At 37.0% G+C, this 15,821-nt stretch carries 9 protein-coding genes; 7 read left to right on the top strand and 2 right to left on the bottom strand.

Going from position 1 to position 15,821, the window contains the following annotated elements:
* Nucleotides 1-211 precede the first annotated feature (211 nt).
* The gene (parE, locus tag BAMA_RS13935; protein ID WP_034640006.1) at nt 212-2,176 is read left to right on the top strand and encodes a DNA topoisomerase IV subunit B; all 1,965 of its coding nucleotides are present in this window, start codon (nt 212-214) and stop codon (nt 2,174-2,176) included.
* Nucleotide 2,177: 1 nt separating this feature from the next.
* Entirely contained in the window at nt 2,178-4,601 is a 2,424-nt protein-coding gene (gene parC / locus BAMA_RS13930) for a DNA topoisomerase IV subunit A (RefSeq protein WP_034640004.1), read from the top strand.
* A 39-nt stretch (nt 4,602-4,640) separates the two neighbouring features.
* Here parC and BAMA_RS13925 read toward each other — a convergent pair whose 3' ends face one another.
* Nucleotides 4,641-4,838: a hypothetical protein gene (locus tag BAMA_RS13925; RefSeq protein WP_034640003.1), complete on the bottom strand. Its 198-nt coding sequence runs from the start codon at nt 4,836-4,838 to the stop codon at nt 4,641-4,643.
* Between the two features lie 263 nt (nt 4,839-5,101).
* Here BAMA_RS13925 and BAMA_RS13920 point away from each other — a divergent pair, with 263 nt between their 5' ends.
* The 3 genes from BAMA_RS13920 (at nt 5,102) to BAMA_RS13910 (ending at nt 9,432) form a co-directional block, all read left to right on the top strand.
* Complete coding sequence (locus tag BAMA_RS13920) at nt 5,102-6,127, top strand: oxidoreductase (RefSeq protein WP_034640001.1); 1,026 nt, start codon at nt 5,102-5,104, stop codon at nt 6,125-6,127.
* 750 nt (nt 6,128-6,877) lie between these two features.
* The gene (locus tag BAMA_RS13915) at nt 6,878-8,584 is read left to right on the top strand and encodes a peptide ABC transporter substrate-binding protein (protein WP_034639999.1); all 1,707 of its coding nucleotides are present in this window, start codon (nt 6,878-6,880) and stop codon (nt 8,582-8,584) included.
* A gap of 128 nt (nt 8,585-8,712) precedes the next feature.
* On the top strand, nt 8,713-9,432 hold the full coding sequence (locus BAMA_RS13910) for a class I SAM-dependent methyltransferase (RefSeq protein ID WP_034639998.1): 720 nt from the start codon (nt 8,713-8,715) through the stop codon (nt 9,430-9,432).
* A gap of 48 nt (nt 9,433-9,480) precedes the next feature.
* Here BAMA_RS13910 and BAMA_RS13905 read toward each other — a convergent pair whose 3' ends face one another.
* Entirely contained in the window at nt 9,481-9,858 is a 378-nt protein-coding gene (locus tag BAMA_RS13905; RefSeq protein WP_034639996.1) for a hypothetical protein, read from the bottom strand.
* Nucleotides 9,859-10,302: 444 nt separating this feature from the next.
* Between BAMA_RS13905 and BAMA_RS13900 the strand changes: the two genes are divergently transcribed.
* Together BAMA_RS13900 and BAMA_RS13895 are read left to right on the top strand one after the other, a co-directional pair.
* A complete protein-coding gene (locus BAMA_RS13900; protein ID WP_034639994.1) occupies nt 10,303-12,402 on the top strand; it encodes a vWA domain-containing protein in 2,100 nt (699 codons plus the stop codon).
* A gap of 45 nt (nt 12,403-12,447) precedes the next feature.
* Nucleotides 12,448-15,810, top strand: coding sequence for a tubulin-like doman-containing protein (locus tag BAMA_RS13895; protein ID WP_034639992.1), 3,363 nt, complete (start codon nt 12,448-12,450; stop codon nt 15,808-15,810).
* The last annotated feature ends 11 nt before the right edge of the window (nt 15,811-15,821 follow it).

Here is a 15,821-nt window from a genome sequence, read left to right as displayed (position 1 = left end):
ATAGCTGTATTGCGGTCCATATGTACGCCGCGTTGACAAACGATTCGTTTTCTGAAATAGTAGCGTAAAGGAATCCTTGTGAAAAACAAGGATTTTTCTTGTGAAAATGGTATATAAAAGATATAACGATACTTGCCAAAAGGAAGTAAAAAGCGTTATTCTATAATAGAAACATATGTTCTGATTTTTTGAGTGGAAAGGGGCAAGGAGCTTGGCTAAGAGTCAATTTCAATATAATGAAGAAGCAATTCAAGTGCTAGAAGGCCTTGAAGCCGTTCGAAAACGCCCAGGTATGTATATAGGGAGTACGGATAGCCGTGGATTGCATCATTTAGTATACGAAATCGTTGATAACTCTGTCGATGAAGCATTGGCGGGATTTGGAAACGAAATAACAGTAATTATACATAAAGATAATAGCATCAGCGTTATTGATAACGGACGTGGTATGCCTACAGGAATGCATAAACTTGGGAAGCCAACACCAGAAGTCATTTTAACGGTACTTCATGCAGGAGGAAAGTTCGGACAAGGTGGTTATAAAACAAGTGGTGGTTTGCACGGCGTTGGGGCGTCTGTTGTAAATGCGCTATCTGAGTGGCTAGTTGTTACCATTAAGCGTGATGGGTACATATATGAACAGCGATTTGAAAATGGTGGTGTGCCAGTTACAACACTAGAAAAAATCGGTAAAGCAAAGACAACTGGAACGACGATTCATTTTAAACCGGATCGAACAATCTTTAGTACAACGCAGTATAACTATGATACGCTTAGCGAACGATTACGTGAATCAGCGTTTTTACTAAAAGGGATGAAAATTGTTTTAAAGGATGAGCGTAACGATTTAGAAGAGGTGTTTCATTATGAAACAGGTATTGAAGCGTTTGTTTCATATTTAAACGAAGAAAAAGATTCTATTCATCCTGTTGTATACTTTGCAGGCGAACAAAACAGCATGGAAGCAGAACTCGCATTTCAGTTTAACGATGGCTACTCTGAAAATATTTTATCGTTCGTAAATAATGTTCGTACAAAAGACGGTGGTACACACGAGGCTGGTTTTAAAACAGCGATGACGCGTGTGTTTAATGAATATGCACGTAAAGTGTCACTATTAAAAGAAAAAGATAAAAACTTAGAGGGAACAGATATTCGAGAAGGGATTGCTGCGATTGTTTCAATCCGTGTTCCTGAAGGATTATTGCAATTTGAAGGGCAAACGAAAGGGAAGCTTGGAACAAGTGAAGCCCGTTCGGCTATTGATGCTGTTGTTTCTGAGCATTTAGCGTATTTTTTAGAAGAGAACCCAGATGTGGCGACTCTTCTTGTGAGAAAAGCAATAAAAGCAGCGCAGGCGCGTGAAGCAGCAAGAAAAGCACGTGAAGAAGCGCGTAGCGGAAAGAAAAAGAAACGTTCAGAAGGTACGCTAAGCGGAAAATTAACACCAGCACAGTCACGTAATCCGCAAAAGAACGAGCTGTATTTAGTAGAGGGTGATTCAGCTGGTGGATCAGCAAAGCAAGGGCGTGATCGCCGTTTCCAAGCTGTATTGCCGCTCCGTGGTAAAGTAATAAATACAGAAAAAGCAAAGCTTGCTGATATCTTTAAGAATGAAGAAATTAACACCATTATTTACGCAATTGGTGGCGGTGTAGGTACTGATTTCTCTGTAGAAGATATTAATTACGATAAAATTGTAATTATGACCGATGCAGATACAGATGGAGCGCATATTCAAGTACTTTTACTTACGTTCTTCTATCGCTATATGAAACCGTTAATTGAAGCAGGAAAAGTATTCATTGCACTTCCGCCTCTGTATAAAGTAAGTAAAGGGACAGGAAAGAAGGAAGTCCTCGAATATGCATGGTCCGATGATGAGCTAGATGGTGTGACGAAAAAGTTCGGTAAAGGATATACGTTGCAGCGTTATAAAGGTCTTGGTGAGATGAATGCGGATCAGCTTTGGGAAACGACAATGAACCCGGAGACACGTACGTTAATTCGCGTGAAAATTGATGATGCGGCAAGAGCTGAGCGACGCGTAACGACATTAATGGGTGATAAAGTAGAACCGCGTCGTAAATGGATTGAGCGTAACGTTCAGTTCGGTATGCAAGAAGAAGGAAATATTTTAGAGAATGAAATGATTACAGAAGCGGAGGTAGAATAACATGCAAGCAGAAAAATTTCATGACCTCCCGTTAGAAGATGTGCTCGGTGATCGCTTTGCACGTTATAGTAAATATATTATTCAAGACCGTGCGCTTCCAGACGCACGTGACGGTTTGAAACCGGTGCAGCGCCGTATTTTATATTCGATGCATGTAGAAGGAAACGTACATGATAAGCCGTTTCGTAAATCAGCAAAAACAGTTGGTAACGTAATTGGTAACTATCATCCGCATGGTGACTCATCTGTGTACGAGGCTATGGTACGTTTAAGTCAAGATTGGAAAGTACGAAATGTCTTAGTAGAAATGCATGGGAATAATGGTAGTGTCGATGGTGACCCAGCGGCCGCAATGCGTTATACAGAAGCACGTTTATCTCCAATTGCGTCTGAATTGCTACGTGATATTGAAAAAGAAACAGTTGAATTTGTTTCAAACTTTGATGATACAAGTGAAGAACCAGTAGTTTTACCAGCGATGTTCCCAAACCTTTTGGTGAACGGATCTACAGGGATTTCAGCTGGTTATGCGACTGAAATTCCACCGCACCATTTAGGGGAAGTAATCAATGCTGTTATGATGCGTATTGATCAGCCAAATTGTACAGTTGATGAGTTATTAACTGTTATAAAGGGGCCAGATTTCCCAACCGGTGGTATTATTCAAGGGTTAGACGGGATTAAAAAGGCATATGAAACAGGAAAAGGTAAAATTATTATTCGCGGAAAAGCGGAAGTTGAAACAGTGCGCGGTGGTAAGCAACAAATCGTGATTACTGAAATTCCGTACGAAGTGAATAAAGCTAACCTTGTAAAAAAAATGGATGAGCTTCGTTTAGATAAAAAGTTAGATGGTATTGCAGAAGTTCGTGATGAAACAGATCGTACTGGTCTTCGTATTGTGATTGAGCTGAAAAAAGATGCAAATGCAGAAGGTATTTTAAATTATTTATATAAAAATACAGACCTGCAAATCCCATATAACTTTAATATGGTAGCAATCCATAACAGACGTCCGACATTAATGACGTTGCCAAAGTTATTAGATGCATATATTAGTCACCAAAAGGAAGTTGTAACGCGTCGTTCTCAGTATGAATTGCGTAAAGCAGAAAGCCGTCAACATATTGTGGAAGGCTTAAAGAAAGCTCTATCTATTTTAGATGAAGTCATTGCAACCATTCGTGCGTCAAAAGACAAACGAAATGCAAAAGATAACTTAAAAGAAACATTCTCATTTACAGAAGCGCAAGCAGAAGCAATCGTTTCACTTCAGTTATATAGATTAACAAATACGGATATTACAGCGTTAGAAGAAGAAGCGAAAGCACTGCAGGAGCAAATTGAGAAACTGCAAGCGATTTTACAAAGTGAGAGAAAACTTCTTCAAGTCATTAAGACAGATTTAAAGCGAGTGAAGAAAACATACAGCGATAATCGACGCGCGATTATTGAAGAAGAGATCCAAGAAATTAAAATTGATGTCGAAGTGATGATTCCACAAGAAGATGTCGTTGTTACTGTGACAAAAGAAGGTTATGTAAAACGTACAAGCTGGCGTTCTCATAATGCTTCCAATGGAAAAGAATTTGGAATGAAAGAGAGCGATATGTTGCTCGAAAAATTTGAAACAAACACAACCGAAACGGTTCTTTTATTCACAAATAAAGGGAATTACATTTACTTACCAGTATATGAACTGCCTGATATTCGCTGGAAAGACTTAGGGCAGCACGTTGCAAATATCGTTTCACTTGAACGAGATGAAACGATTCTCTTTGCCACTGTTGTGCCAAACTTTGAGGAAGAAAAGCGATTTATTATGTTTATCACAAGAAATGGTATGATTAAGAAAACAGAACTAAGTCAATATAAAGTACAGCGTTATTCCAGAGCGTTTGTTGCAGTAAATGTGAAAAAAGATGATGAAGTTGTTGATGTGTTTATAACAGATGGAACGAAAGATATTTTACTTGCTACTCACGGTGCATATGCACTTGTGTTTCATGAAGAAGAAGTGAGTCCAGTTGGAATACGCGCAGCGGGTGTTAAAGGGATAAACTTAAAAGAAGATGATTACGTCACATGTGGACGAGCAATTGATAGTGAGAAGGATCTGCTTACTTTGGTGACGCAGCGCGGCGCAGTAAAAAGATTGAAAGCGTCGGAGATTGAAAAATCGACGCGAGCGAAACGTGGCTTAGTCGTTTTTAAAGAATTGAAACGAAATCCATACCGGGTTGTTGGCATCGAGGTTGTTAGAGATGATGAGCTCGTTTATATGAAAACAGCAAAACAAATGATTGAAGTAATTGATCCAAAGACATTGCGGAATAAAGATCGCTACAGTAACGGTAGTTTAGTGTTAGATGTAAGCGATGCTGGTGAAGTAGTGGAAACGTGGACAGAAAAACGGAAAGTATAAAAAAAGGAGCATGCTGATGAAGAATAGCATGCTCCTTTTTCATAGCAATAATCCATCGTAATCAAGTTCACCGCTATTAATAATATGGATATATATTCGTATGATTTGTTGTAAACGAGTAGGGATGGAAAGGGGTTCTTCAAAAGTAAAATCGATAATTTCTCCAGCTGTCATATCTTTTGCTTGAATCACATGCTGTGTACCAATAAAGTTTGTAAACAAAATTTCACAACTCATATATTTCACTTTTTTACCCAGTATTTATATAGAAGCAAAAAAATATGTAAAACATACATCTGGTGATATAATTCAAAGTGAAATCGTTCTCATTATCCCGCATTAACGGGCTATAAGACTCCACCTCAAAGCTTGAGGGAAGTGAAGAAGTTTAGGTGGGAGATAAACAGCTCGTAAATGCCCGATTGGTCGGGCTGACAATTAGCGGGGGATGGAGAAAATCCCCACTGATTGAAGTTTCACTTTATTAGGAGGAAGTAAATATGAAAAAAATAGGTGTAGGAATTGTTGGTTACGGTTTTTCTAGTACAACGTTCCATATCCCATTATTACAAGCAATAGATGACTATGAGATTCGTACCATAGTTTCTTCAAAGGAAGAAGTTGTAAAGGAAGCATTTCCAACTGTTCACATTGTAAAAACAGTAGGAGAGTTAGTAAAACAAGAGAATATTGATCTTGTTGTCATTACATCACCAAATACAACGCATTTCTCATATGTAAAAGAAGCGATTTTACAAGGAAAGCATGTCATTGTGGAAAAACCGTTTGTTGTTTCAAGTGAAGAAGGGGAAGAGTTAATTAAGCTTGCAAAAGAACACGATGTATTTGTAAGTGTGTATCATAATCGCCGTTTTGATAATGACTTTTTAACGATGAAGAAGTTATTGCAAGAGAAGCAAATTGGTGAAGTATATACATATGAGGCTCATTTTGATCGCTTCCGTCCACATGTACGTGATCGCTGGCGTGAGCACAATTTACCTGGGTCTGGCATTTTATATGATTTAGGATCACACTTAATTGATCAAGCACTACATTTGTTTGGTATGCCAGAAGCAATATTTGCAGATGTTGTAGGACAAAGGCCTGGATCACAAACAGACGATTACTTTCATATTGTAATGTACTATGGGAAGAAACGTATTATTTTACATAGTAGCAGTTATGTGAATTATGCTGTTCCTCATTTCAGTATTCATGGAGAAAAAGGATCCATTGTAAAATACGGGATGGATTCGCAAGAAGATCAGCTAAAAGAGGGCTTAAAACCAGGCGATGCGGGTTACGGAGAAGATGCAGAGCAATATTATGCAGTACTAGCAGCAGAAAAAGAACAGCGTATTCCAACTGAAACAGGATGTTATGAAATGTACTATAAAGGTGTACGTGATAGTATTGTACAAAATAAGCCACTGCCAGTTACAGCAGAAGATGGATTGCAAGTGATTCGTGTGATTGAAGCAGCATTACAAAGTAGTCAAGAAGGAAGAAAAATTCAGCTATAAGAAAAAGACACGTGAATGCGTGTCTTTTCTTATTTTGGATTCGACAAATCGTAGAAAAATAAAGTCTTTCATTCTTTACTTTATTTCGCCAGAGAAAATTGTAGCAGGAACATATCATATATGGCCAACAAGTATAGGATTATTGTGTGGATCAACTATTATTTTTGTTGCCTCAGTTGTTTTGTTTGAAAAGAGAGATTTACCGATATGAATAATTTTGAAATATAATATAGAGGAGAGACTCTTATTCATAATAGAAATAAGAGTCTTATTTTATTCCGCATTAACGTGCTGTAATACTCCCACCTCAAAACTTGAGGAGTGCGAAGAAGTTTAGGTGGGAGATAAACAGCACGTAAAAGCCCGATTGGTTCAACTAATAATCAGTGGGGGATGAAGAATCCCCCCGCTGATTAAAGTTTCATTTTATTGGATTAAAAAATAGTTACGTATGATTATGAGGGGGTTATACACAATTTGATCAGAAACAAATTAGAAAATATGTATAAAAATGGTGTGAAGATAAATGATAAGTTTATATATAACAAGGATTTCGTTAGCATGAATATAAATGTTACTGTAAAAAAATAAATTTTTTAATTTTTTTAATAATAACTCTTTACAAAATCTAAAAAATTAGTAGAATATTAATTAATAGAAATTTTCTGATAACTGAGAAAAATAGAAAAAGTTGGTAGGGGATTTCTTAAAATGTGTAGCTCGTACATAAATTTTCGGGAGGGTACAGAAATGAAAAAAATTAAAAAGATGACAGCAGTAGTGGCACCAGTATTAGCAATGAGCGTAGCACTAACAGCTTGCTCGGGTTCGGGGGAAACAGAGAAAGCAAACACAAAGCCGAAGGATGAGAAAGCATCTGGCGAAAAATTAGCAGCAAAACAAGTTTTAAACGTAGCATCATCAAGTGAAATCCCATCTATGGATTCTGCAAAAGCTACGGATGCCGTTTCGTTCCTTGTATTAAATAACGTAATGGAAGGTTTATATCGTCTTGATAAAGATAATAAACCAACTCCAGGTGTGGCTGAATCACATGAAAAGAGTGAAGACGGAAAAGTATATACATTTAAACTACGTAAAGATGCAAAGTGGTCAAACGGTGACCCTGTAACAGCAAACGATTTCGTATTCGCGTGGAAGCGTCTTGTAAATCCAGACACGGCAGCAGAATATGCATTTATTGCAAACGATATTAAAAATGCAAAAGCAATTAGTGAAGGAAAAGCGGCTCCAGATACGTTAGGAGTAACAGCTGTTGATGATCATACATTTAAAGTAGAATTAGAAAATCCAATTCCATATTTTATTGAATTAACAACATTCGGTTCATTTATGCCATTAAATGAAAAATTTGTAACAGCACAAGCTGACAAATACGGTTTAGAATCAAATACAACAATTTATAATGGCCCATTTGCGCTGACAGAATGGAAGCATGAACAAGGATGGAAATATGAAAAGAATGATCAGTACTGGGATAATAAAACAGTTAAATTAGAAGAAATTAACGTGAGTGTTGTAAAAGAAACGTCTACAGCAGTTAACTTATATGAAAGTGGTGAAATTGATCGTGTAGGTTTAACTGCTGAGTACGTTGATAAATATAAAGATAAAAAAGATGAGTTCAATACAGAATTAGATGTATCTACGTTCTTCTTACGTTTTAACCAAAAACGTGGTGGCCAAGATACAATCTTTGCGAATACAAAAGTACGTCAAGCATTTGCGAAAGCATATGATAAAGATGCGTTAGCAACTGTTATTTTAAACGACGGGTCTAAAGGTGCAAACTATTTAGTACCAGAAGGACTTGCAACAGGTCCAGATAAGAAAGATTTCCGTAAATCAAATGGTGAAATTAAAGCTGTAAAATATGATGCAAAAGAAGCGAAAAAACTTTGGGAAGAAGCAAAGAAAGAGCTTGGTCAAGATCAAATTACAGTTGAATTCTTAAACTATGATGGTGACAGTGCGAAGAAGATTGGTGAGTATTTAAAAGAGCAGTTTGAGAAAAACTTACCTGGTTTAACAGTATCATTAAAGAGTCAACCATTTAAACAAAAATTAGACTTAGAAACAAAAGAAGATTATGATTTATCTTACGCTGGTTGGGGACCAGACTATGCTGACCCAATGACATTCATCGATATGTTTGAAACTGGAAACTCTCATAACCAAATGAGTTACTCTAATGCTGAGTACGATGCAATTGTTCAAAAAGGTAAAGGTGAACTATTAACAGACGTGAAGAAGCGTTGGGAAGAACTTGGAAAAGCAGAGAAGATTTTACTTGAAGAAGCGGCAATTGCACCGTTATATCAAAGAGGTACTTCATATGCACAACGTCCATATGTTAAAGATATCGCATCTCATAATATTGGCGGTGACTTCAGTTACAAGTGGGCATACATTACAGATGCGAAAGATAAAAAATAATAGAAGTAATCGTAAGAGGATGCATTGTGCATCCTCTTTTTTGTGCACAATTTTTTTCATATTACATATGTAGTAATGATGTAGCAGTTTTAAGTAAGAATGATTTGTTACTGAGGGGAGGAACGACAATGAGCGGTTACACGTATCTTGATTTTTTAGCTGCTGCTGGAATTGGGAGTGCTCATCCGGGGGGCTTTACGTTAACAAAGCAATTGTTACAGCAATTTGATTTAAAGAAAGAAACGAAGTTATTAGAAATTGGGTCTGGTACGGGCCGAACCGCTGCCTATATAAAAAAACAATTTGGTTGTGATGTAAGTGCAGTTGAAAAAAATGAAGTCATGATAGAAAAGGCGAGAGCAAGGTGGATGAGAGAGAAGTTAAATGTTGATGTTATTCAAGGAGAGGCAGAGGAGTTACCATTTCAAAATAAACAGTTTCATATTGTATTAGGAGAGTCTGTTTTTGCTTTTACAAAAAAAGAAAAGGCAGTTGAAGAATGTTATCGTGTATTAAAAGAGGAAGGTATGTTAGTTTGTATTGAAATGGTAATTGAACAACATATAAAGAAACAAGATGAAGAAAGAATTGCAGCTGTATATGGAATTGATGAAATATTAACAGAATCGGAGTGGCTCAAAGTATTTCTAAATTCAGGATTTGGAATTGCAAATGTAATAGGAGGAGCGACAATTGCAAAAACAATTGCAGCTTACGCAGAGCAACCAGAGTTTCATGTATCGTATAATTTTTCAAATGAATTATATGAAATGTGGAGTGAGCATGAGAGAATTTTACGTACGTATCATCATGTGTTGGGACATCGCGTATTCCTATGTAAAAAATAAACTATTTCCATCAAGTATGCTTCACTGATGGAAATAGTTTTCTTTTTGCTAAATAAAGAAGAGTGCAGCTAATGCGATACCAAAAATAAAGCCAAATCCTAACGCATATGCTCCGCCATAACCGTAACCACCATAGCCACCACCACCATAACCACCACCATAACCACCACCATAACCAAATCCACAATGATCACAAGAACGTAGTCCACCGCAAAAGTGACAACCATGTTCGTTATCATTATCATAACCTGCATCATAGTATCCGAATCCATAATCAAATCGTTTACGATGAATCGGTTCAATCCAAACAGATTCATCCGTTATTTGTACAATTTTTCCAAAATGTGTGTATCCATCCCGATCTTCAATTCGAACAACCTTTCCATAATAGCGGTGACACATTTCATAACATTTCCGAGGATGCATATTTCTTTCCCCCTTTCTTGTGCATAGTACTATCGTATGGAATAGGGACAAGGATGGTTTGTATGATTGTCCTAAGTTTATCCCGCATTAACGTGCTGTAATACTCCTACCTCAAAACTTGAGGAGTGCGAAGAAGTTTAGGTGGGAGTATTACAGCACGTAAAAGCCCGATTGGTAGGGCTAACAATCAGTGGGGGATGAAGAAAACCCCCACTGATTAAAGTTTCACTTTATTACGATAGGGATAACACATCGAATAGGAAATGGCGGACTGTATGTAAGATTTAGTGCTCTTACTACATGGAAAGGTTGAATTTACCTTTATCACTCTTTACATAATATTATTATTGCATCTTAAAAACTTGGCAACGCTAGTCATATATCTTGTTTCCTCTCATAAATTTAAACATAGGAATTTGTCTACAAAGGTGGCGAAGCTACAACATGAATAAGAGATTAATAGCCACATGTATGTTGTTATTGCTTGTTTGTATAAGTCCTTTTTCTACTTTTGCGAAAGGAGAGGAGGAGAGAGCACGCGTCGTTTCACTAGTGTATGATGATTCAGGAAGTATGAAAAACAATGATCGCTGGAAATATGCAAATTATGCCTTGCAAAGTTTTATTGCATTGTTACATGAAAAAGACACATTTTCATATATTCCAATGAGTCGTCCTTTAGAAAAAATGAGTGTATCCCTTACAAATAATGAGAGACAAAATGAAATTCAACATGTGCAAGAGTGGAGTGATTATAAGAATACTCCTTTTCAGTCAGTAGAAACAGCGTTGCAATCGCTTAAAGGAGAAGTTGCAAAAAATGAAAAACGTGAATTTTGGCTTATTGTTTTAACAGATGGGGCTTTTAACGAGCTAGAAGGTCAAAATGATGCTGAAAAGGAAAGGCTGATGGAAGTGCTTCGAAGCTTCCGAGCAGATATGGAAGAAAAGAAAGTATTACTACATCCTATATTGATTACGATGGAAGAAAATTTAGCTCCAGAAGAACAAGAACAAATGAATGTGTTCAAAGAAATGTGGAAAGATGAAATGAAAGGTATGATTTTACCAACAACAGGAGAAGATGGAGTGATTTCGAGTGTAAATGCTGCCGCCGCATTGATTGCAAATAGAGATCCATTCTCTTCTGTGAAAACAGGAATAACAACAAAAATAGTAGGAGAAAATCTCGAAGTTACCACACCTTTTCCATTAACACGTCTTACACTTGTGGAACAATCTTCTCAATCCACATCATATAAAATAGAGAAATTACCAAACACGTTACAATTGCAGTCTTCTTTTACGATGCAGGCACCTATGCAATCACAACTGTTTGGAAATGTAATGCATTTAGTCCCTCAAGGAAATTCAATTATAAAACCGGGAACATATGTGTTAAAAATGAATCAAAACATAGTAGAGGAAAATATTGAAGTACTTGCAGAACCAGCGCTTGATTATACAGTTGTTACGTATGAGAAAAAAGATAAAAAGCGTGTAAATAAAGAGGAAATGTATGAAGGTGCAGTTGCTATTATCGAGGCGAAGCCTAGTAATATCCCAATCGATTCTTCCTATTTTACAGCAGAAGTAGAAATAGATAATAAATTATATAAAATGAAGTGGGATGAAAAAAGAAAAGTATTCTCCTATAGCTTAAAAATTCCCAAAAAACAAGTAAGTGGGAAGGTACATCTCAATATAAAAGGGTTTTATCGACAAACGAAAGAGTTTCATATTACATCCATTCCGAATCCAAAACTGTCTGTACAGAGCATTACAAATCATTATGAGGAGAAGGTAACTCAGTTACAAAATAGTAAACCGTTTGTCTTACAGCCGCTACTAGATGGAAAAGAGATGTCAGAAGAAGAAGTGAAAACATTGTTACAAAAAGCAACTGTAACATTTAATAAAAATATCAACTATGAATTACAACAAAAAGGAAACAAGTTACATATTTATCCTCGTCCTTATTACTCCGATACATTTAACTTTACAGATACCGGCAACATAGAAGCTACCATCACATTACAAGATTCTAGGTTACAAAAAGTGAAAACGAGTATGACAATTTTCATTCATGATGCCCCGTTTTGGGAGAGATATGCGATTATTTTTCAAAAAGTATTACCGGTAGGGGTACTTTTACTAATTGCAGCAATTGCTATTCTTGGCTGGATTGTACGGCCTCGTTTTCACCGGAAGGCACTTCTTTATTATGAGTGGGATCAATCAATTGCAAAAGATTGGTCGTATCAATCAGAACCAGAGTTATTACGAAATACATGGTGGAAACATTATTTTGGCATTCCGTTTCGAGCAGAGCGGAAAACGATTCAGTCCATTACATTTATTGCGAAAAAAAGTTCAAAATCAATTTTTATTGCGAAAGAATCACAAATAGCTGGCATGGTAATTGATAGCATGTCTCTTACAGAAGAAGAGGTAGGTCGTGAACATAAGACGTTATATCCAAACGAGATGGTCATTATAGACCGTGGATATGGAAAAGAATTGTATCGGTATGAATGTGAATGAAACTGTGAAAGTAAAACGAGCTAGATAAACAGGAAGGTGGTTCACATGACGTTACAAGTTCCAACGATTTTAATTGGTTTAGGTGGGATTGGAAGTTCTGTTACACATAACATTTATAACAAATTGCCAGAGGAGCGTCGCAAAAAAGTAGCGATGCATGTATTTGATACAGATATTAATACCCTTAGTCAATACCAGCACATTCGAAAGTTTATGACGCAAACAAGTTCGAGTAAAACACCAAGAGAATATATTGCTGAAGATCCAACCATTCCAGAGTGGTTTCCGCTTGATCCAACGATTTTAGATAAGCCGTTAACAGAAGGGGCTGGGCAACTTCGGGTTATTTCAAGATTGGCGCTAAGAGCAGCGATGAAAGAAGATAAGTTAACGACATTTTGGCAAGAGATTGAGAAGATTTTTCCTGTTACGAGCGATAAAACAGAGTATGGTGTTCGAGTTATCATTGTGACATCGTTAGCTGGTGGAACAGGTTCGGGTATGTTTTTGCAAATTGCTTTATATTTACGAGAAATGCTCCGGAAAAAGTTGCAGCACCATAACATTTTAATTCGAGGCGCCTTTTTAATGCCAGATGTGTTAGTAAAGACACGTACGATAAGCGGGAAGGAATTTGAAGCAGTGCAAGCAAATGGATATGCATCGTTAAAAGAACTTCACGCTATTACGCTTGGTTCAACGGGAGAATTATCACGACGAGGCGGGGTTACGATTGAGCTTGAATATCGCCCAGACCAAGTGGATGAAGAAGGAAGAACAAACCATACAATTATGCAGCACCATCTTCCTTACAATTATTGCTTTTTATATGATTATGAAAATTTGCATGGTCATCATTTGCATAGTTTATCAGATTACATGGAGCAAATGACAAATACGATTTATTTGCAGTTGTTCAGCCCGATGTCAACGAGTCATTTTGCGCAGGAAGACAATCAAATACAGCAGTTAGCAGAATCAAATGGGAAAGCGCGTTATTGCGGGGCAGGTGCCGCAAAGCTTATTTATCCGTATGAACAAGTATTAAAGTATTGTGCATTAAAATGGGCGGTGCAAGGGCTAGATGAATCATGGCTTCATTTAGATCAACTATTCCAAGATAAACGAAAGCGCTATGAACAAGATGTGCGGTGCGGAATGCAACGTGAGAAGCCAGAGCGCGGGAAAAGTTATCTAGAAGATTTAGAGCATTTAGCAACTCGTCCAGAACAGGCCCATGTTTTTTATAAGCAAATGTATTATGAAACACGTGAAGGGGCAGAAGGTGGGAAAATTGGCGTTTCTAAAGCAAAGTTATTTTTAGAAGCTGTCGAAAGTTATGTGCAGCGCACGGTACAAAAAGATGAGGAATTAAATCGTTTGCAGCATGATTGTAAAATTTCGGTGGCGAAATTAAAAATTGCTGAGCAAATGAAAGGAGAAGTAGCGAGGGTTGATCATGCAGTTCGCCTTTATGCATATGCGATACCAAGTCGTATGCATGAACATGTAACGACACTGATGTACGATATGATTGAAGCAGATCGTTTTGCGCCAAGCGGAGCAGAAGGCCAAACATATCAGTTAAATACATGGTTTTTACGAAAAACGGAGGCTGTTCACCCTGTTGCAGCTCGCTATATGTTATACGAAATTCGAAAGTTCATTGTAGAGCGGATGAATAAATTACATGAAAGTAATGAACAAAAGCGGAACTTAGTTCAAAACTATGATAAAAAATTTAATGTGAGTAATGTGGAAGGTACAGTTACTGCAGTGCGACGTGTGGAGCTTGCTCAGCAGCAAAATTGGTTCGGGAAGTTATTTTATAACGAGCAGCGTACGTTTAGAAAAGAGTTTCATGATATCGTAACGCAATATGTGCATAAGTTAAATGAGTATCGAAAAGATTTATTGCTGGAGCTTGTTTATCAATCGTTATATGAAGCGGTAACAAAAATGATTCAGCATTGGGAACGCTTTTTTGATAATTTACAAGATACGCGTGAAAATTTACTATTTGATATTCAAAAACGTAGCAAAGAATTTGAAGGGAAAACAAATCCAACAAATGTATATGTATTAGCAGAAGAGAATTTGCAAGAAAAAATGTGGAACGAAGTGCAGCGTCATGTAGATCATGGTGTACTGCCGAAAGACATATCAGCAGAAATTTATATGAGTTTATACAGAGAGTATTGTAAAGGATTGCAAGAGGAAGAAAATCATTCGCAAAAGGTAGAGGATTTCTATAGAGAACACATTTTAGCCTATTGTCAGCAAGAATTACAAGGACGTTATCGTGATAAATTAGAACTGAACATTATAGAAGCACTGCGGAAAGAAGCAGACTTTCAAAAGCGTGACCGTAACGAGTATGTAAGAGAGAAAATTGAAGATTTATTCCACTTGGCAAGTCCATTTATCCCGAAGGTTTCACATCACCGGGAACTGCAATATTGGGGCGTACATCCAGCAATTAAGAAAGAGTTAAATGAAGAATTATTGCAAGAACTTTTCCAAGAGAAAGATACAGCAAACACTGCTTTTTCACCATTTGAAGTGATTTGCTATAGGGCGCATTATGGCTTGTCACTACAAGATTTTCCGAAACTTTCGGCCGGTCATCTTGCAAACGGCTATGTGAGTGACAAAGGGGATTACTTTCAATCTTACTACCGTCGTGTCAATAAGTTGAATATTAAGAAGTCAAATTTAACGCCGCACCTTGATAAATATTGGCATTTACCAGCGTTTATGCCGGATTTAAACGCAACGCAAACAAATTTAGATTATGATAAATGTAATCGCGCATTTTTATATGCTTATTTGTATCGATGGATTAGTCTTGTTGCAGTTGATGGCCAGTTTGTTTACCAATATAACGGAGTTGGGCGTAGCTTCCTTATCCAATCGATGGGGAATAACATATTAGGTGAAGGATATAAATTGCACCGTGCACTACTTCACAACCCGTTTATTTATGAAAATATTATTTCACGTTTTGAAGAAGAACAAGAAAAAGCAATGCAACATGGAAATCATGTTTATACACATTCATTTTTATCAGGTGCACAAGATGTAAGGTGGCTCCGTAAAGAGTATGTGCATAACATTTTAGATGTCATTTTAATGTACGATAAAGAAGCGAAATATGACCCAACACTAGAAGAAACATCGGATGAATTACTCCGTTTACTGATGGAAGAAGTGGAACGTTATTTTAAAGCATACTACGGAGCAGGGGCAGAATCTGTAGCAAAAAAAGAAGCGAATGTCTTTATTAAACAACTATGGGACCGTTCATATGCAAAAGGGTATGTAGACCCAAATAGTGCCCCATATAAAAAGTGGATTCATCTTCTTGGTGTTACATTAGAAGAGGAAGAAACAAAGACGAATGTATAACAGAAAAAAGG

The organism is Bacillus manliponensis (genome assembly GCF_000712595.1).
GTDB lineage: Bacteria > Bacillota > Bacilli > Bacillales > Bacillaceae_G > Bacillus_A > Bacillus_A manliponensis.
The sequence above is the reverse complement of the archived record's forward strand: the minus strand, read 5'-3'. Positions and strand labels throughout refer to the sequence as shown.